The sequence below is a fragment of the Mesorhizobium sp. GW821-FHT04C10 genome, from assembly GCF_059420305.1.
The window spans coordinates 3663490-3683047 of the sequence record NZ_JBWKTL010000001.1; the positions used below are offsets into that span (position 1 = coordinate 3663490).

At 64.6% G+C, this 19558-nt stretch carries 15 protein-coding genes; all 15 read left to right on the forward strand.

Annotated features, from left to right (window positions below; all coding sequences use genetic code 11):
* Nucleotides 1–48 precede the first annotated feature (48 nt).
* Nucleotides 49–1503, forward strand: coding sequence for a UDP-N-acetylmuramoyl-L-alanyl-D-glutamate--2,6-diaminopimelate ligase (locus tag AC07UC_RS17745; protein WP_494906891.1), 1455 nt, complete (start codon nt 49–51; stop codon nt 1501–1503).
* Nucleotides 1500–2957, forward strand: a complete 1458-nt coding sequence (locus AC07UC_RS17750; RefSeq protein WP_494906892.1) for a UDP-N-acetylmuramoylalanyl-D-glutamyl-2,6-diaminopimelate--D-alanyl-D-alanine ligase — start codon at nt 1500–1502, stop codon at nt 2955–2957. The genes AC07UC_RS17745 and AC07UC_RS17750 overlap by 4 nt, the downstream gene beginning before the upstream one ends.
* A gap of 23 nt (nt 2958–2980) precedes the next feature.
* Entirely contained in the window at nt 2981–4063 is a 1083-nt protein-coding gene (gene mraY, locus AC07UC_RS17755) for a phospho-N-acetylmuramoyl-pentapeptide-transferase (RefSeq protein WP_126069560.1), read from the forward strand.
* 8 nt (nt 4064–4071) lie between these two features.
* Nucleotides 4072–5472, forward strand: coding sequence for a UDP-N-acetylmuramoyl-L-alanine--D-glutamate ligase (gene murD / locus AC07UC_RS17760; RefSeq protein ID WP_140775796.1), 1401 nt, complete (start codon nt 4072–4074; stop codon nt 5470–5472).
* Nucleotides 5472–6623: a putative lipid II flippase FtsW gene (gene ftsW, locus AC07UC_RS17765; RefSeq protein ID WP_056573273.1), complete on the forward strand. Its 1152-nt coding sequence runs from the start codon at nt 5472–5474 to the stop codon at nt 6621–6623. The genes murD and ftsW overlap by 1 nt, the downstream gene beginning before the upstream one ends.
* A 1-nt stretch (nt 6624) precedes the next feature.
* Nucleotides 6625–7752, forward strand: coding sequence for an undecaprenyldiphospho-muramoylpentapeptide beta-N-acetylglucosaminyltransferase (gene murG / locus AC07UC_RS17770; protein ID WP_494906893.1), 1128 nt, complete (start codon nt 6625–6627; stop codon nt 7750–7752).
* Nucleotides 7749–9149, forward strand: coding sequence for a UDP-N-acetylmuramate--L-alanine ligase (murC, locus tag AC07UC_RS17775; RefSeq protein WP_494906894.1), 1401 nt, complete (start codon nt 7749–7751; stop codon nt 9147–9149). Before murG ends, murC begins: the two co-directional genes overlap by 4 nt.
* Nucleotides 9146–10111, forward strand: a complete 966-nt coding sequence (murB, locus tag AC07UC_RS17780) for a UDP-N-acetylmuramate dehydrogenase (protein WP_494906895.1) — start codon at nt 9146–9148, stop codon at nt 10109–10111. Before murC ends, murB begins: the two co-directional genes overlap by 4 nt.
* 301 nt (nt 10112–10412) lie before the next feature.
* Nucleotides 10413–11339 carry a D-alanine--D-alanine ligase gene (locus tag AC07UC_RS17785; protein WP_202327006.1) on the forward strand — a complete coding sequence of 309 codons (927 nt, stop codon included), beginning with the start codon at nt 10413–10415 and terminating at the stop codon, nt 11337–11339.
* Nucleotides 11327–12268, forward strand: coding sequence for a cell division protein FtsQ/DivIB (locus AC07UC_RS17790; protein ID WP_494906896.1), 942 nt, complete (start codon nt 11327–11329; stop codon nt 12266–12268). Before AC07UC_RS17785 ends, AC07UC_RS17790 begins: the two co-directional genes overlap by 13 nt.
* A complete protein-coding gene (gene ftsA / locus AC07UC_RS17795) occupies nt 12265–13572 on the forward strand; it encodes a cell division protein FtsA (RefSeq protein ID WP_010910249.1) in 1308 nt (435 codons plus the stop codon). Before AC07UC_RS17790 ends, ftsA begins: the two co-directional genes overlap by 4 nt.
* A gap of 66 nt (nt 13573–13638) precedes the next feature.
* The gene (ftsZ, locus tag AC07UC_RS17800; RefSeq protein ID WP_494906897.1) at nt 13639–15327 is read left to right on the forward strand and encodes a cell division protein FtsZ; all 1689 of its coding nucleotides are present in this window, start codon (nt 13639–13641) and stop codon (nt 15325–15327) included.
* Nucleotides 15328–15607: 280 nt separating this feature from the next.
* The gene (gene lpxC / locus AC07UC_RS17805) at nt 15608–16558 is read left to right on the forward strand and encodes a UDP-3-O-acyl-N-acetylglucosamine deacetylase (RefSeq protein ID WP_140775803.1); all 951 of its coding nucleotides are present in this window, start codon (nt 15608–15610) and stop codon (nt 16556–16558) included.
* Between the two features lie 264 nt (nt 16559–16822).
* Entirely contained in the window at nt 16823–17692 is an 870-nt protein-coding gene (locus tag AC07UC_RS17810; RefSeq protein ID WP_494906898.1) for an outer membrane protein assembly factor BamD, read from the forward strand.
* Between the two features lie 122 nt (nt 17693–17814).
* Complete coding sequence (gene recN / locus AC07UC_RS17815) at nt 17815–19488, forward strand: DNA repair protein RecN (RefSeq protein WP_494906899.1); 1674 nt, start codon at nt 17815–17817, stop codon at nt 19486–19488.
* The last annotated feature ends 70 nt before the right edge of the window (nt 19489–19558 follow it).

Genomic DNA, 19558 nt, shown 5'->3' on the forward strand with positions numbered 1-19558 from the left:
GGGCGCGCCGGCGACTGCGCGCTATTTTATTGCGGTGAACGGAACTCGATGAAGCTCAGAGATCTAGCCGGTGTCCTGCCAGTCGAAGGAACAGCTTCCGCCGATCTGGAGGTTACCGGGATTTCGTCCGATTCCCGGCAGGTAAAGCCCGGCGTCGTCTTTTTTGCGCTCGCCGGTACCAAGGCGGACGGCGCGGCCTACGCTGCCGACGCGGCCAGGCGTGGCGCGCTTGCGATCGTGACAGGCAAAGGCGGTTCCGTTGCGGGATTGCCGGTTCCGGTGCTGGCGGTCGACGATCCGCGCCTGGCGCTGGCGCTGAGCGCTTCCCGCTATTTCGGCATACAGCCGCAAACCATGGTGGCGGTGACCGGCACCAGCGGCAAGACATCGGTCGCCGCCTTCACCAGGCAGATCTGGGAGCAGGCGGGCTATGCCGCTGCTTCGATCGGCACCACCGGCGTGGTGGCGCCAGGGCGCAACGAATATGGCTCGCTGACCACGCCCGATCCGGTCGCCCTGCACCAGTTGCTCAAGGAGTTGGCCGATGCCGGCGTCACCCACGCTTCGATGGAGGCTTCCAGCCACGGCCTCGACCAGCGCCGGCTTGACGGCGTGAAGCTGGCGGCTGGCGGCTTCACCAATCTTGGCCGCGACCATATGGATTACCACCCGACGATCGAGGATTATCACCGCGCCAAGCTGCGCCTGTTCGACACGCTGCTGCCGAAAGGCGCGCCGGCGGTGATCTTCGCCGACGACCCGTGGTCGGCGCCGACCATCCAGGCGGCGCGGGCCGCCGGGCTCGACGTGCTGACGGTTGGCCGCCATGGCGATTTCCTCACGCTGAAGCGCGTCGAGCACGAACGCCATCGCCAGCGTGCCGAAGTGGAGGCCGAGGGCGTGCTTTACGAGATCGACCTGCCGCTGGCCGGCGATTTCCAGATTTCGAACGCGCTGGTTTCAGCGGGGCTTGCCATTTCCACGGGAACGCCTGTCGCCAAGGCCTTGATGTCCCTGGAGAAATTGAAGGGCGCGCCGGGCCGGCTCGATCTCGTCGGAACCACCGCCAGTGGCGCGCCGGTTTATGTCGACTATGCCCACAAGCCCGATGCGCTGGAAAATGTGCTGGCTTCGGTGCGCCCGTTCACGACGGGCCGCGTCATGGTCGTGTTCGGCTGCGGCGGCGACCGCGACCGGGGAAAAAGGCCGATCATGGGCGAGATCGCGACCCGGCTTGCCGATGTCGTCATCGTCACCGACGACAATCCGCGCTCCGAAGTGCCCGAAACGATCCGCGCCGCCATCATGGCCGCTGCTCCAGGCGCCATCGAGATCGGCGACCGGCGCAAGGCGATCCACGAGGCCGTCGGCATGCTTCATGCCGGTGACACGCTGATCGTGGCCGGCAAGGGCCATGAGGAAGGCCAGACGATCGGCTCCGAAACCCTGCATTTTTCAGATCATGAGGAAGTCCGCGCCGCTTTGCGGGAGCGTGCCGCATGAGTTTGCTGTGGACCTCCGAGGCGCTGGTGGCCGCCATGGACGGGAGGCCTCTTGGGCCCATGCCCGAAGGCATATCGGGCATTTCGATCGACAGCCGCAGCCTGCAGCCGGGTGACGCCTTCTTCGCTATCAAGGGCGAGGCCATGGACGGCCACGACTTCGCCACCGCGGCCATCAAGGCAGGCGCCGGCGTGCTGGTGGTGGCGGAAGGCAAGCTGCCGTCGCTCGGCCGGCTGACGGCGCCGATCATCGTCGTCGAGGACGTACTGGTCGCACTGGAAAAGCTCGGCGTCGCATCGCGGACCCGCTCGGCTGCCAAAATCATCGCTGTCACCGGTTCGGCCGGCAAGACCACCACCAAGGAAGCGCTGCGCCATGTGCTTTCGGCGGTCGGCAAGGTGCACGCCTCGGCACAGTCCTTCAACAACCATTGGGGCGTGCCGCTGACCCTGGCACGCATGCCCGCCGATTGCGATTATGCCGTGTTCGAGATCGGCATGAACCATCCCGACGAGATCCGGCCGCTGGTGAAGATGGTACGGCCGCATGTCGCCATCGTCACCATGATCGCGGCCGCTCATCTCGGCTTCTTCCGCAATCTGGACGAGATCGCCAAGGCCAAGGCCGAGATTTTCGAAGGGCTGGAGCCCGAAGGTGCCGCTGTCCTCAACCGCGACGATGCGCGCTTCAAGCTCCTCGACAAGATGGCGCATGCCGCCGGCGTCGAGCATGTCTACGGCTTCGGCGAGAATGCGCGCTCGACCTTCAAGCTCACCAAATGCGAATTGCATGCCGACCATTCCGACATCGCCGCCAGGATTGGCGGCCATGATATGATCGCCCGTATCGGTGCGCCCGGCCGGCACATGGTTCAGAACGTGCTGGCGGTGCTGGGCGCGGCGCAGCTGGTCGGCGCCGACCTCGACAAGGTAGCACTGGCCCTTGTCGATCTCTCGGCCGAGCGCGGCCGCGGAAAACGCCATGTGCTGCGGCATCCCGGTGGCTCGGCTTCGGGCCACCCCGGTGGCTCTATCACGCTGATCGACGAGAGTTATAACGCCAATCCGGCCTCGATGGCGGCTGCCATGGCGCTGCTCAACGCAACGCCGGTGACGGGCGAGGGCCGCCGCATCGCCGTGCTCGGCGACATGCTCGAACTCGGCGAACATTCGGCCAAGCTGCATGCCGCACTGGCCGATCTCATCGTCGGCACCGGCACCCAGACCGTCTTTCTCGGCGGGCCGGAAATGCGGGCGCTGGCGGAAGCGCTGCCGGGCGACATCAAGACGGAATACCGCGCCGGCGTCGAGGAACTGAAGCCGGTGCTGCTTGCCGCGCTGAGGCCGGGCGACGTGGTGATGATCAAATCGTCGAAGGGCATCGGTTTTGCAAAACTGGTCGATGCGCTGCTGGGCAAGTTCCCGGCTGAAACGACAACCAGCAAACTGACCTAGGTCAAGTCGGGGGACTAAAGCGCATGTTTACACTGCTGGTTGATTTCGCGGACAAGGTCTCCGTCTTCAACGTCTTCCGCTACATCACCTTCCGCACTGGCGGGGCGCTGATCACGTCGGCGCTGATCGTCTTCATCTTTGGGCCGACCATCATCAATTCGCTCAGGCTGCGCCAGGGCAAGGGCCAGCCGATCCGCGCCGACGGACCGCAAACGCATTTCAAGAAAGCCGGCACGCCGACCATGGGCGGCCTGATGATACTGTCGGGCATCATCGGCTCATCGCTTTTATGGGCGAACCTGTCGAGCATCTATGTCTGGGTGGTGCTGCTGGTGACGCTGGGTTTCGGCTCGATCGGCTTCTATGACGACTATCTGAAGGTCACCAAGCAGTCGCATCTCGGCTTCTCCGGCAAGGCACGGCTGGCGCTCGAATTCGTCATTGCCGGCATCGCCGCCTGGGCGATCATGCACAATGGCCAGGCGCCGTTCTCGTCGTCGCTGACATTCCCCTTCGCCAAGGAGTTCATCATCAACCTCGGCTGGTTCTTCATTCCGTTCTCCTGCTTCGTCATCGTCGGCGCGGGCAATGCGGTGAACCTGACCGACGGCCTCGACGGCCTGGCGATCGTGCCGATCATGATCGCGGCGGCGTCCTTCGGCGTCATCGCCTATCTCTCGGGCAACGCGGTGTTCGCCGAATATCTGCAGATCCATTTTGTTCCCGGCACCGGTGAACTGGCGGTCGTGCTGGGCTCTGTCATCGGCGCCGGCCTCGGATTCCTCTGGTTCAACGCGCCGCCAGCGGCAATCTTCATGGGCGACACCGGTTCGCTGGCCATGGGCGGCCTGATCGGCACGGTGGCGGTCGCCACCAAGCACGAGATCGTGCTGGTCATCGTCGGCGGATTGTTTGTCGTGGAGATCCTGTCGGTCATCATCCAGGTCGGCTACTTCAAGATGACCGGCAAGCGGGTGTTCCTGATGGCGCCGATCCACCATCATTTCGAAAAGCTCGGCTGGACCGAAAGCCAGGTGGTGATCCGATTCTGGATCATCGCCGTGATCCTGGCGCTGGTCGGCCTGTCGACCCTGAAGCTCAGATAGGAAACCCCTTGATCCCCGCCGCATCCTTCGCAGGCAAGCAGGTTTCGCTCTTCGGGCTCGGCGGCTCGGGGATCGCGACGGCGCGCGCGCTGATCGAGGGTGGCGCGCAGGTGCTGGCCTGGGACGATAATCCCGACAGCGTCGCCAAGGCGGCGGCCACTGGCATCGCAACCGCCGACCTCCGCGGCGCCGACTGGGCGAAATTCTCGGCCTTCGTGCTGTCGCCAGGCGTGCCGCTGACCCATCCCAAGCCGCACTGGACGGTGGAGCTCGCGCGTGGCGCCGGCGTCGAGGTGATCGGCGACATCGAACTGTTCTGCCGGGAGCGGACGCTCAGCGCGCCAACGGCGCCTTTCATCGCCATCACCGGCACCAACGGCAAGTCGACGACGACCGCGCTGACGGCGCATATTCTGAAGGCTTCCGGCCGCGACACCCAGATGGGCGGCAATATCGGCCGCGCGGTGATGACGCTCGATCCGCCGAAACCCGACCGGCACTATGTCGTCGAGTGCTCGTCCTACCAGATCGACCTCGCGCCCTCGATCAATCCGACGGCCGGCATCCTGCTCAACCTGACGCCGGACCATCTCGATCGCCACGGCACCATGCAGCACTACGCCTCGATCAAGGAGCGGCTGGTGGCCGGCAGCGAGACGGCGATCATCGGCATCGACGATTCCTGGTGCGCGCAGATCGCCGAGCGGCTGGAGCGGGCAGGGCGGCAGGTCATCCGCATTTCCAAGCGGTTGCCGCTGACCGACGGCTATTTCGCCGACGGCACCAATCTGATGGAAGCCGTGCACGGCCGCTATAGCCGCGTCGCCTTCCTCGAAGGCATCGGCTCACTGCGCGGCCAGCACAATGCGCAGAACGCGCTGGCCGCCGTCGCCGCTTGCCTGAAAGTCGGGCTGGACCTCGGCGAGATCCAGTCGGGGCTCGAAAGCTTCCCGGGGCTCGCCCACCGCATGGAGCAGGTCGGCCGCAAGGACCATGTGCTGTTCGTCAACGACTCCAAGGCGACCAACGCCGATGCGGCGGCACCCGCGCTGTCGAGCTTTCCTCGTATCTACTGGATCGCGGGCGGCCTGCCCAAGGAAGGCGGCATCGAGCCGCTGCGCGGCTTCTTCCCGCGCATCGCCAAGGCCTATCTGATCGGCGAGGCGGCGCCCGCCTTTTCGGCGACGCTGGGCGAGGCTGTGCCCTACGAGATATCGGGCACGCTGGCCGCCGCGGTCGCGCATGCCGCGCATGATGCGGCCAGGGACGACAGCGGCGAGGTGGTGGTGCTGCTTTCGCCGGCCTGCGCCAGTTTCGACCAGTTCAAGAATTTCGAAGTTCGCGGCGAAGCCTTCAGGCAAGCTGCGAGCGCTATAGATGGCGTCAAACCCATCGGAGGGGCACGATAATGCAGAGCCGTCTCGATAAAAGTCCCGTCGCAACCTGGTGGTGGACGATCGATCGCTGGTTCCTGGCGGCGTTCCTGTCGCTGATGGGGCTCGGCATCGTCTTGTCCTTCGCCGCCAGCCCGGCGGTGGCCGAACGCATCGGCCTCGACAGTTTCCACTTCGCCACCAGGCAGATCATCTTCACCGTGCCGGCGCTCGGCGTGATGCTGGCCGTCTCCTTCCTCGATTCCAGGGAAATCCGGCGCATGTCGCTGATCATGCTGTGCCTGATGCTGGTGCTGATGGTGGCGGTGCTTTATGTCGGAGTCGAGGTGAAGGGGGCGCGGCGCTGGGTCTCGCTGGCCGGCCTGTCGATCCAGCCGTCGGAATTCCTGAAGCCGGCCTTCGTCATCATGTGCGCCTGGCTGTTCGCCGAGCACAAGCGCCAGCCCGACATTCCGGGCAATCTGTTCGCCATGCTGCTCCTGGTGCTGGTGGTGTCGCTGCTGGTGGCGCAGCCCGACCTTGGCCAGACCATGCTGACGACCGGCACCTGGGGCATCATGTTCTTCATGGCGGGGCTGCCCTGGCTGTGGATCATCGTGCTGGGTGCCGCCGGCGTCGGCGGTGTCTTCGCCGCCTACACGGTGTTTCCGCACGTTGCCTTGCGCATCGACAAGTTCCTCACCGGCGAGGGCGACACGTTCCAGGTCGACATGGGACGCGACGCGCTGATCAATGGCGGCTGGTTCGGCGTCGGGCCGGGCGAGGGTACGGTCAAGCGGGTCATCCCCGACAGCCATGCCGACTTCGTCTTCTCGGTCGCGGGCGAGGAATTCGGGCTGATCATGTGCTTCTTCATCATGTCGATCTTTGCCTTCATAGTGTTGCGCGGCCTCAACACGGCGCTCAAGGAGCATGACGATTTCACCCGCTATGCGGTCGGCGGCCTCGTCACCGTGTTCGGCCTGCAGGCCGTCATCAACATGTGCGTCAACCTGCAGCTGGTTCCGGCCAAGGGCATGACGCTGCCCTTCATCTCCTATGGCGGCTCCTCGCAGATCGCCATCGCCATCTCGATGGGCATGGTGCTGGCGCTGACGCGCAAGCGGCCGGAAAAGCGCAAGCAGATGGGCTTTACGCTGCCGCAACGCGCCCTGCCGGCGGAGTGACATGGCGAGGGGTGTCATCCTTCTCGCGGCGGGCGGAACCGGCGGGCATCTGTTTCCGGCCGAGGCGCTGGCGCATGAGCTGATCGAGCGCGGCTGGACGGTGCAGTTGGCGACCGACGAACGCGCCGAGCGGTTTGCCGGCCACTTTCCGGCCACCGCCATCCACCCGATCCAGTCGGCGACGATGGGGTCGAAGAATCCCATTGCCGTGCTCGGTGCCTTCTGGAAAATCTGGCGCGGCGTGCGGCAGGCCTCCGCCATTATCGGCAGGATCAAGCCGGATGCGGTGATCGGCTTCGGCGGCTACCCGACCCTGCCGCCGCTCTATGCGGCGACGCGGCGCAAGGTGCCGACGCTGATCCACGAGCAGAACGCGGTGATGGGGCGCGCCAACAGGGCGCTGGCCGGCCGTGTCGATGCCATCGCCGGCGGCTTCCTGCCGCAGGATACGAGCGCCGCTGGCGCCAAGACGGTAACGACAGGCAATCCCGTCAGGCCGGCTGTGCTGGAAGCGGCCAAGACGCCCTATGTGGCGTCAACCGAAGAGCAGCCCTTCCGCCTGCTGGTGTTCGGCGGCAGCCAGGGCGCCCAATTCTTTTCCGATGCCATGCCGGGGGCGATCGCACTGCTTTCGGATGCGCAGCGCAAGCGGCTGGTGATCACCCAGCAGGCGCGCGCCGACGATGTGGCGCGGGTCAAGGCGGCCTATGCCGCCCTTGGTATCGCCGTCGAGGTCTCGCCCTTCTTCACCGACATGGCGGCGCGCCTGGCGGCGGCGCATCTGGTGATCTCGCGCTCCGGCGCCTCGACCGTCTCGGAGATCGCCGTCATCGGCCGGCCGGCGCTGCTGGTGCCCTATCCCTATGCGCTCGACCACGATCAGGCGGCAAACGCGGCTGCCCTTGCCGCCGCCGGTGGCGGCGAGGTGCATCCGCAATCGATGCTGTCGCCCGAGCGTATCGCGGCCCTCATTGGCGGGCTGATGGACAATCCCGAGCGGCTGGCGACGATGGCTGCTGGCGCGAAATCGGCCGGCAGGCCCAACGCGGCGCGGTTGCTCGCCGATCTGACAGAGGCTATTGCGTCCCGCAAAAGCGTATCGGATTTCAAGAAGGGGACGCACGCATGAAGATGCCGCAGACCATCGGCCTTGTGCATTTCATCGGCATTGGCGGCATCGGCATGAGCGGCATTGCCGAGGTGCTGCACAATCTCGGCTACAAGGTGCAAGGATCCGACCAGGCCGACAGCGCCAATGTGCAGCGGCTGCGTGACAAGGGCATCGAATGCTTCGTCGGCCACAAGGCTGAGAACCTCGGCGACGCCGAGGTCATCGTCGTCTCGACGGCGATCAAGAAATCCAATCCGGAGCTGAAGGCCGCGCGGGAAAAATTGCTTCCCATCGTGCGCCGCGCCGAGATGCTGGCCGAGCTGATGCGTTTCCGCCAGGCGGTGGCGATCGGCGGCACGCATGGCAAGACGACGACGACCTCGATGGTGGCGACCTTGCTCGAAGCCGGCGGGCTTGATCCGACCGTCATCAATGGCGGCATCATCAATGCCTATGGCACCAACGCCCGCATGGGCGATGGCGAGTGGATGGTGGTCGAGGCCGACGAGAGCGACGGCACCTTCCTCAAGCTGCCTGCCGATATCGCCGTGGTCACCAACATCGATCCCGAGCATCTCGACCACTATGGCAGTTTCGACAATGTGCGCGAGGCGTTCCGCCAGTTCGTCGAGAACGTACCTTTCTACGGTTTCGGCGTGATGTGTACCGACCACCCGGAAGTCCAGGCCCTTGTCGGCCGCATCGAGGACCGCCGCGTCATCACCTATGGCGAAAACGCGCAGGCCGATGTGCGCTTCACCAACCACCGCATGGCTGGCGCGACCTCCGAGTTCGACGTGGTGATCCGCGACCGCAAGACCGGCAACCAGAAGACGATAGAAGGCTTGCGCCTGCCGATGCCCGGCCGGCACAATGTCTCGAACGCCACCGCGGCGATCGCCGTCGCGCATGAGCTCGGCCTATCCGCCGAGGCGATCAAGAAGGGCCTGTCGTCCTTCGCCGGCGTCAAGCGCCGCTTCACCCATACGGGGTCCTGGAACGGCGTCGATGTGTTCGACGATTACGGCCACCATCCAGTCGAGATCTCGGCGGTGCTGAAGGCGGCGCGCAGCGCCACCAAGGGCCGCGTCATCGCCATCGCCCAACCGCACCGTTTCACCCGGCTGCATGATTTGTTCAACGAGTTTTCGGCTTGCTTCAACGACGCCGATACGGTGATGGTCGCGCCTGTGTACGCTGCCGGCGAAGATCCGATCGACGGTGTCACGTCGGACGAACTGGTGTCGCGCATTCGCGCTGGCGGCCATCGCGACGCGCGCTACATAGAGGGGCCGGCCGATATCGCGCCAATCATTCGCGATTTGGCCAAGCCTGGTGATTTCGTTGTCTTTCTTGGCGCCGGCAACATCACCCAATGGGCCTATGCCTTGCCCAAGGAGCTTGCCGCCTCATGATGCACGGCCAGGTCCTGATCGACAGTCTCGGCGACCGGCTTGCCGGCCTGCGCGGCCGTCTCACGCCGAATGCCGAGATGGACAAGATCACCTGGTTCCGGGCCGGCGGCCTGGCCGAGGTACTGTTCCAGCCCGCGGACGAGGAAGATCTTGCCGCGTTCCTGCGCGCGGTTCCTGAAGAGATACCTCTCACCGTCGTCGGCATCGGCTCGAACCTGCTGGTCCGGGATGGCGGCATTCCGGGCTTCGTGGTCAGGCTTTCGGCCAAGGGCTTTGGCGAGGCCGAGGTCGTTTCACCGATCAGGATCAAGGCCGGGGCGGCGACGCCCGACAAGCGCCTGGCCGCCCTGGCACTGGAAGCGGGCATTGGCGGCTTCCATTTCTATCACGGCATTCCAGGCGCCATTGGTGGCGCGCTCAGGATGAACGCCGGCGCCAATGGCGTCGAGACGCGCGAGCGCGTCGTCGAGGTGCGCGCGCTCGACCGCAAGGGCAATGTCCAGACGCTGAGCAATGCCGAGATGGGCTATGCCTATCGCCATTCGGCGGCGCCTTCCGGGCTGATCTTCACATCGGCCGTGTTCGAGGGCTTCGCCGAGGACAAGGCCACGATCAAGGCGGCGATGGATGCGGTGCAGAACCATCGCGAGACCGTGCAGCCGATCCGCGAGAAGACCGGGGGCTCGACCTTCAAGAACCCGGAAGGCACGTCGGCCTGGAAGGAGATCGACAAGGCGGGCTGCCGCGGCCTGATGATCGGTGGCGCGCAGATGTCGCCGATGCACTGCAATTTCATGATCAACACCGGCACGGCGACCGGTTACGACCTCGAATATCTCGGCGAGACGGTGCGTGCTCGGGTGCTCGAACATTCCGGCATCCGGTTGCAGTGGGAGATCAAGCGCATCGGCAATTTCCGTGCCGGACATGCGGTGCAGGAGTTTTTGGGCCAGCTGCTTTAGTGCCGGTTGAAGTTCATGTGATGGATGAACTTTAACGCGCTCCCAGAACGCAGAAACCGTTGCTGCAAAGACTCAGCGACACGGTTTTCGCATCCATTTTCTCAGAAAGTGAATCGCTCGGAATCATAAGTACTTGCCAGTGAATCAACTCTCTGATTCTCTGCTCGAAAGCGTTTCCTGATTTGAGTCGTTCGACGCGTTACCCGCGTTTTCCGTCTGGGGGGGCATCCTGCCGGGAGACTCGGACTCAATGTTGCGGAAATCTTGGTTTTTGGTCCGCCGTGAGAGGGGATGACGGGGAATGAAAAGCAAGCATGTGGCCGTCCTGCTGGGAGGTTTTTCGTCCGAGCGGCCCGTGTCCTTGTCTTCCGGAAAGGCCTGTGCCGATGCTCTGGAGAAGGAAGGCTATCAGGTCACCCGCGTCGATGTGGGGCGCGATGTCGGCTCCGTGCTTGCCGAGCTCAAGCCTGACGTTGCCTTCAACGCGCTGCATGGCCCCTTCGGCGAGGATGGCACCATCCAAGGCATCCTCGAATATCTCGGCATTCCCTATACCCATTCCGGCGTGCTCGCCTCGGCGCTCGCCATGAACAAGGAGCAGGCGAAGAGGGTCGTCAAATCGCTCGGCGTTCCCGTCGCCGAATCGAAGGTCGCCAATCGCTTCGCCATCCAGAACAAGCACCCGATGAAGCCGCCCTATGTGATCAAGCCGGTCAGTGAGGGGTCGAGCTTTGGTGTCGTCATCGTGTCGGAGGGGCAGTCTCATCCGCCGCAGGTCGTCGGGTCGTCCGAGTGGAAATATGGCGATATCGTCATGGTCGAGCGCTACATCCATGGGCGGGAGCTGACCTGCGCCGTCATGGGTGATGTGGCGCTCGGCGTCTGTGAGATCATCCCGACGGGCCATTCCTTCTACGATTACGATTCAAAATATGTCGCGGGCGGATCAAAACACGAATGCCCCGCAAAAGTTTCACCGAATATTTACCAAAAAATACAGACACTGGCGCTCAAGGCTCACCAAGCTGTCGGCTGTCGGGGCGTTTCCCGGTCGGACTTCCGTTATGACGATCGTCACTCCGAAAATGGCGAGGTTGTATGGCTCGAGGTCAACACTCAGCCGGGCATGACGCCGACGTCTTTGGTGCCTGAAATCGCAGCCCATGCCGGGCATTCGTTTGGTGAATTGTTGAGTTGGATGGTGGAGGACGCTTCGTGTCTGCGTTGAAATGGGGACAAGGCAAGGAGAGGGGCGCGGCTGGGCCGTCGCTTTTCGGCTTGTCGCTGTCATCAGGCCATTTCGTGCTGCCGCGCGTGCTTCGCCGCCCGGTGCGCATCCTGGCGCGCCTTGGCGATGGTGAATTCGAGGCGCCGCGTTTCTCCGCGGCCATGATGTCGGCGGTGCTGCTCGCTTCGAGCGGCGCCTACGGTGCCTATCTCGGCGGCCATGCCGACGGGATCATCCAGAGCATCACTGCCCGCACCGGCTTTGCCGTCGATCAGGTCAAGGTGGTCGGCAATCGCCAGACCTCCGAGATCGACATTCTCGACAGGCTCGAACTTGACGGCTGGACGTCGCTGATCGGCTTCGACGCGGAGGCCGCGCGCGAGCGCATTTCCGGCTTGCCCTGGATCGAGGTGGCGGCGGTGCGCAAGGTCTACCCGCATACGCTGGAAGTGCGCGTCGAGGAGCGCGAGGCCTTCGCGCTCTGGCAGCAGGGCAATGACCTCTCGGTCATCGAGAAGGATGGCGCTATCATCGCGCCGTTCTCCGGCGGCAAGCAGGTGCTGTTGCCGTTGCTGATCGGCGACGGCGCTCCGGCCAAGGCACCCGACTTCCTGGCCAAGATCGAGAAATTTCCCGAACTCGCGAGCCGCGTGAAAGGCTACATCCGTGTCGGTGACCGGCGCTGGGACTTGAAGCTGGACAATGGCATCACGGTCAAGCTGCCCGAGAATGACGAGGACCAGGCGCTCGCCGAGCTGGTCAAGATGGACCATGACAAGGGGCTGTTGTCGCGCGATATCGCCGCCGTCGACATGCGGCTCACGGACCGGCTGGTCGTGGAACTGACGCCCGAGGCGGTGACGCAGCGCGAGGCCGCCCTCAACGAGAAGCCGAAAACCCTCAAGCGCAAGCCGGAGACGAAGATATGAGCTGGCTTGGCGGTTCTGGCGATGCCTCGTCGCGCCGGTCCGGCACCCTGACGGTGCTGGACGTCGGCTCGAACAAGGTCTGCTGCATGGTGGCCAAGCTCAAGCCGAACGATGACGGCAAGCTCTTGCGCGGCCGCTCGCACCGCATCCAGGTGATCGGCATCGGCCACCAGAAGTCGCAGGGCGTGAAGTCGGGCGTGGTCGTCGATCTCGATCGGGCCGAGCATGCCATCCGGCTGTCCGTCGATGCCGCCGAGCGCATGGCGGGGCTGACGGTCGATTCGCTCATCGTCAACATGACCGCCGGCCGGCTGAAGAGCGAAGCTTTCTCCGCGACCATCAATCTCGGCGGCCATGAGGCGGATGAGGCCGACATCAAGCGGGTGCTCGGCGCCGGCGCCAAGCAGGCGCTCAAGGCCGAGCGCGAGGTGATCCATTCGTTGCCCGTCGGCTTCTCGCTGGATGCCGAGCGCGGCGTGCGCGATCCGCGCGGCATGGTCGGCGACGCGCTCGGCGTCGACATGCATGTGCTGACGGGGGACGCGGCGCCGATGCGGAACCTCGAACTCTCCATCAACCGCTCGCATCTGTCGGTCGAGCGCATGGTGGCGACGCCCTATGCCAGCGGGCTGGCGGCGCTCGTTGATGATGAACTGGAACTGGGTGCTGCCTGCATCGACATGGGTGGCGGCACGACCACGATCTCGGTGTTTTCGGAAGGCAAGTTCGTCCATGGCGACGCCATAGCGATCGGCGGCAACCACGTTACGCTCGACATGGCCAAGGGGCTCTCGACCTCCCTCGATGCCGCCGAGCGGCTCAAGGTGATGCATGGCTCGGCGTTGCCGGGCAGCGCCGACGACCGCGATCTGGTCTCGATCCAGCCGATCGGCGACGACGGCGACGTGCCGCTGCAGATACCGCGTTCGGTGATGACGCGCATCGTGCGCGCCCGCATCGACGAGACGCTTGAACTGCTGCGCGACCGGCTGAACAAATCCGGCTACGGCAATGCGGTCGGCAAGCGCGTCGTGCTCACCGGCGGCGCCAGCCAGCTGGCCGGCCTGCCGGAAGCGGCGCGCCGCATCCTGGGGCGCAATGTGCGTATCGGCCGTCCGCTCGGCGTGGCGGGCCTGCCCGAAGCGGCGAAGGGGCCGGCCTTCTCGGCCGCCGTCGGGCTTCTGATCTATCCGCAGATGGCGAGTTTCGAGAGCCATCCGGCGAAAGGCATTTCCGGTCTCAGGATGACCGGAACGGGTGGAAAACTGCATCGCATGAGTCAGTGGTTGAGAGACAGTTTCTAATTGACGGGGACAGCCCCATAGGCGGCCGCGGCGGCGAAGCGGCGTGAAAGGCAAAGGACGGAGACAATGACCATCAATCTGCAGAAGCCGGACATCACCGAGCTTAAGCCGCGCATCACCGTGTTCGGTGTCGGCGGCGGCGGCGGCAATGCCGTGAACAACATGATCACCGCGGGCTTGCGCGGTGTCGAGTTCGTCGTGGCCAACACCGACGCGCAGGCGCTGACCATGTCGAAGGCCGACCGGCTGATCCAGCTTGGCGCGCATGTCACCGAAGGCCTCGGCGCCGGCTCGCAGCCGGAAGTCGGTCGCGCGGCGGCGGAAGAATGCATCGACGAGATCATCGATCACCTGTCCAACACCCATATGTGCTTCGTCACCGCCGGTATGGGCGGCGGCACCGGCACCGGTGCTGCTCCGGTGGTTGCCCGCGCCGCGCGCGAGAGAGGCATCCTCACCGTCGGTGTCGTCACCAAGCCGTTCCACTTCGAGGGCCAGCGCCGCATGAAGACGGCCGACATGGGCATCGAGGAACTGCAGAAATGCGTCGACACGCTGATCGTCATCCCCAACCAGAACCTGTTCCGGCTGGCCAATGACAAGACCACCTTCGCGGATGCCTTCGCCATGGCCGACCAGGTGCTCTACTCCGGTGTTGCCTGCATCACCGACCTGATGGTCAAGGAAGGTCTGATCAACCTCGACTTCGCCGACGTGCGCTCGGTGATGCGCGAGATGGGCAAGGCGATGATGGGCACCGGCGAGGCTTCGGGCGAGGGCCGCGCGATGGCCGCCGCCGAAGCCGCTATCGCCAACCCGCTGCTCGACGAGACCTCGATGAGGGGCGCCAAGGGCCTGCTGATCTCGATCACCGGCGGCCGCGACCTGACCCTGTTTGAAGTCGACGAAGCGGCGACCCGTATCCGCGAGGAAGTCGACCAGGACGCCAACATCATCCTGGGCGCCACCTTCGACGAGGAACTCGAAGGCGTCATCCGCGTCTCGGTGGTCGCCACCGGCATCGACAAGTCGGCGGCTGAAATCGCCGCCGCGCCGATCTCGATCCGTACTGCGCCGCAGAAGCCGGCCCCCCGTCCGGCCGTGGCCGCGGTGGAAAGCCGCCCGGCATCGGTCCAGCAGCCTGTCTATGAGCCGCGTGCCGCCGACCCGGTCGCCGAGGCCATCCAGCTCGCCGAGGCAAATGCCGCGGCCATGGCGCAGGCTCGCCCGGCTCCGGTCGCCCATGCGGACGATTTCCGCCCGCAGAGCAAGATCTTCCAGGCGCCCCCCGCACAGCCGCAGCCCATGCCGCAGCCGGTCGTCCAGCAGATGATGCAGCCGGCCCCGCAGCCGCGCGAAATACTGCGCGAGGTCCAGCAGCCGGTGGCGATGGCGCCGCAACGCATGCCGCGTGTCGAGGACTTCCCGCCGGTGGTCAAGGCCGAGGTGGACGCCAAGAGCCGTCCGGCGGACCACGAGAACAACAGCGGACCGATGGGTCTTCTGAAGCGCCTGACCAATGGCCTGACCCGCCGCGAGGAGGAGCCGGCACGGCTGCAGCCGGCGCAACCGCGCGAGCCCAAGCTGCGCCAGGCCGCCCCTGAAGTGCGCCGTCTCGCCAGCCAGGACGCGCAGCTCTACGCGCCGCGCCGTGGCCAGCTGGATGACCAGGGCCGCCTGACGCCGCAGACCAGGGCGACTCAGGAAGACGATCAGCTGGAGATTCCGGCGTTCCTGCGCCGCCAGGCCAACTGAGCGGTTAACGGACTGTAATAATTGTTAACAGGCAAGCAAGGAATTGCTTGCCTGTTAACGTTTTAAACGCTGCAAAATCAAAAGGTTACAATATCGAGCTTGCTCCGGCTTGCGGTTACAAAGGGTAAGAAACCGTGATTTGGAGTCTCCTTGCCGGAACACTATCTTCGCTGCCTACCATAGTCGGTGTGCCGGGATTTCGGGGGAAGTGACCCTGCCTGCCGATTTAACAAGAGCCGCGCCCTCGGGCTGGAGAAGCGGACCTAGGCATTTCGGGCTTATGGGGATTGTCTTGCACGACTACCAGACGACAGTGAAGACGCGCGCGTCGCTTACAGGCACCGGCGTTCACAGCGGCAAAGAAGTTTCCATCAGTTTCCTGCCCGCGGATGCCGATACCGGCATCGTGTTCCAGCTGATCGGTGGAGAAGGGCAGGGTCGCGAGTTCCGCGCTCTGTTTTCCGAGATCGGCGCCACCGACCTTTGCACCATGCTTGGCGATCCCTCGGGCGAGCACATCGCCACTGTCGAGCACATCATGGCCGCGCTGCTCGGGCTCGGCATCGACAATGTCCTCATCGAAATCGATGGCCACGAGGTTCCGATCCTCGATGGCAGCGCCATGGCCTTCGTGGAAGCCATAGACCAGGCTGGCATCGAAACGTTGCTGGTCAAGCGGCGCTACATCAGGGTCGTCAAGCCGGTCCGCATCGAGAACGGTGCGTCCTGGGCGGAGTTCAGGCCCTATGACGGCACCCGCTTCGAGATCGAGATCGATTTCGAAAGCCCGGCCATCGGCCGCCAGCTCTTCGCATCGGATATCAATGCGGACATTTTCCGCCGTGATATCGCGCGCGCCCGCACCTTCGGCTTCATGAAGGACGTCGAACGGCTGTGGGCCGCCGGCTATGCGCTTGGCTCGTCGCTCGAGAACTCGCTGGTGATCGGCGACGACAACCGGGTCATCAACATGGGCGGCCTGCGTTATCCCAACGAATTCGTGCGCCACAAGACGCTCGACGCCATGGGCGACCTGGCGCTGGCCGGAGCCCGCTTTATCGGCTGTTTCCGCTCCTATCGTGGCGGCCACAGGCTGAACGCGGCCGCGCTGCGCCGCCTGCTGTCGGACCGCACGGCCTTCGAGATCGTCGAGACCACACGTCGCGAGCGTGGCCGCGCGGCGGAGATGAGCGCCGTCAATGCGCCGCTCTACGCGCCCTGGATGATCTGAGTCCCGCGACGTTTTCGCCCCGGTGACGGGGGAACCGAGTGTTGCAGGAATGCACCACCAGCAGGCGAAATTGCAGGGATGCTTCGGCGCCGGTCGGCCGCCACAAAAATGTGCGATTGGCTAGACATAGCGTTGCCGGGCAAGGCGGTTATGGTTTATGGCTGCTGCCGTCGATTAGTGCATGTCGCTCAAAAGTGGGGACCAATTTTGGGACAACAGCATGCAAGAGGCATTAAAATAACGCCGAAAGGGCGCAATCCAATCATGTTCTTCAAGCGAGTCGATCAATCGAAAGCGCCCCAGCGGTCTGTTCTCCTGGCGCTTTCGCTGGTTGTTCCGTCGCTCTTCCTGTCGGCCTGCATGTCGTCGGAGAAAGACATCGACCTGTCGACCTATGTCGACCAGACCGAGCCGGCCGACGTCCTCTACAATCAGGGCCTCGCCAACATGAACGCGGGACGCCTGGATGAGGCGAGCAAGAAGTTCGACGCCGTCGATCGCCAGCATCCCTATTCGGAATGGGCCCGTAAATCGATGGTCATGGGCGCTTTCGCCGACTATCGAAAGGGCAGCTACGACGATGCGATTTCGTCGGCCAAGCGCTATCTGGCGCTTTATCCGTCGACCGATGACGCGCCCTATGCGCAGTACATCATCGGCCTGAGCTACTATCGCCAGATCAAGGACGTGACGCAGGATCAGAAGGAAGCACGCCAGACCGTGCAGACGATGCAGGACCTGGTCACGCGCTGGCCGACGTCGGAGTATGTCGACGACGCCAAGGAGAAGATCCGCTTCGCCAACGACCAGCTCGCCGGCAAGGAAATGCAGATCGGCCGCTATTATCTGGAGCGCCGTGAATACATCGCCGCCGTCAAGCGCTTCCGCACCGTGGTGGAAAGCTATTCCAACACGCGTCATGTCGAGGAAGCACTCGCCCGCCTGACCGAAAGCTATTACGCGATGGGGCTGACCTCGGAGGCGCAGACGGCGGCCGCCGTGCTCGGCACCAACTATCCCGACAGCCCATGGTACAAGGATTCCTACAAGCTGCTGCAGAGCAACGGACTGGCGCCGCGCGAGAATGCCGGATCGTGGATATCCAAGGCCGGAAAGCTGATCACCGGCGCCTGACCCCAGAGCCATCGGACCGGAGCGTGCGTAGCGCTTTTTCGGATTGATCCGATGGTCAAACAAAAAGATAGTGCGGCACTGCGATTCCAACTGGTCGCCTGCCGTTCTAGGTCCGGGTTCTGATGCTTTCCAGACTGTCGATCCGCGATATCGTCCTGATCGAGAAGCTGGATATCGACTTCCAGCCGGGCCTTTCCGTGCTGACCGGCGAAACCGGCGCGGGCAAATCCATCCTGCTCGATGCCCTGTCGCTGGCGCTTGGCGCGCGCGGCGACGCCTCGCTGGTGCGCCATGGCGCGGTACAAGGCCAGGTCATTGCCGTGTTCGATGTGCCGCGAAACCATCCGGTTCGCGCGCTGCTTGTCGAGAACGCCATCGAGGATGACGGTGACATCATCCTGCGCCGCGTGCAGACGGCGGACGGCCGCACCCGCGTCTTCGTCAACGACCAGCCATCCAGCGTGACCCTGATGCGCGATGTCGGCCGTGCGCTGGTCGAGATCCACGGCCAGCACGATGAGCGCGCCTTGGTCGATCCGGGAGCGCATCGGGATGTGCTCGACGCCTTCGGCGGCCATCTTGGCGTTGTCCGGTCGACCGGCGAGGCCTGGCGGCGCTGGCGCGCCTGCGAGCAGGAGCTGACGCGCCACCGCGCCAAGGTGGCGGCGGCGGCACGCGAGGCCGACTATCTGCGCGCCGCGGTCGCGGAACTGACCAAGCTCGATCCGCAACCCGGCGAGGAAACGGAACTTGCCGAACTGCGCGCCCACATGATGCGCGCCGAAAAGATCGCTTCCGAAATCCATGATGCTCAGGATGTGCTGTCCGGTCCGTCGTCGCCCTTGCCGCAACTCGCCAGCCTGCTGAGGCGGCTGCAGCGCAAGGCGACGGAGGCGCCCGGCCTGCTCGAGGACGTGGTCAAGTCGCTCGACGAAGCCATGTTGTCGCTCGACGCGGCGCAGTCTGGCGTCGAGGCGGCACTTCGAGCCACCGAATATGACCCGCAGCGGCTGGAGAAAGCGGAGGAGCGGCTGTTTTCGCTGCGCGCGGCTTCACGCAAGCACAGCGTTGCCGTCGACGATCTTGCGCAATTGCGCGACACGATGGTGGCGGACCTCGCCGATCTCGACGCCGGCGAGGAGCGGCTGCATGGGCTGGAAAAGCAGGCCGCCGCGGCCCGTGAAGCCTATGACATCGCCGCCGCGCAGCTTTCCTCGCTTCGTCACGCGGCGGCCGTTGGCCTGACCAAGGCCGTGATGGCCGAATTGCCGGCGCTGAAGCTCGAACGCGCAACCTTCATCGTCGAGATGAAGAGCGAGGCCGAGACCCGCATGGAAGAGGGCATAGACCAGATCGAGTTCTGGGTGCGTACCAACCCCGGCACGCGGCCCGGGCCGATGATGAAGGTTGCATCCGGCGGCGAGCTGTCGCGCTTCCTGCTGGCGTTGAAGGTGGCGCTGGCCGACCGTGGCTCGGCGCCGACACTGGTTTTCGACGAGATCGACACCGGCGTCGGTGGCGCCGTGGCGGACGCCATCGGGCAAAGGCTGGCGCGGCTGTCGAAGCGCGTGCAGGTGCTGTCGGTGACCCACGCGCCGCAGGTGGCGGCGCGCGCGGCGACGCATTTCCTGATCTCCAAATCGGGCGGCACCGATCGTGTGGCGACCGGCATTGCCGAGATGGACAGGACGGCACGGCAGGAGGAGATCGCCCGCATGCTGGCAGGCGCCACGATCACCGACGAGGCACGCGCGGCCGCCGAGCGGCTGCTGCGCGAAAATACAAACGCGGCGTAACAATATCCGGCGTCACGGATCGAGTCAGGATATGGCTCCATGCTGCTGGTCAGGAATGATTTTCCCAAAA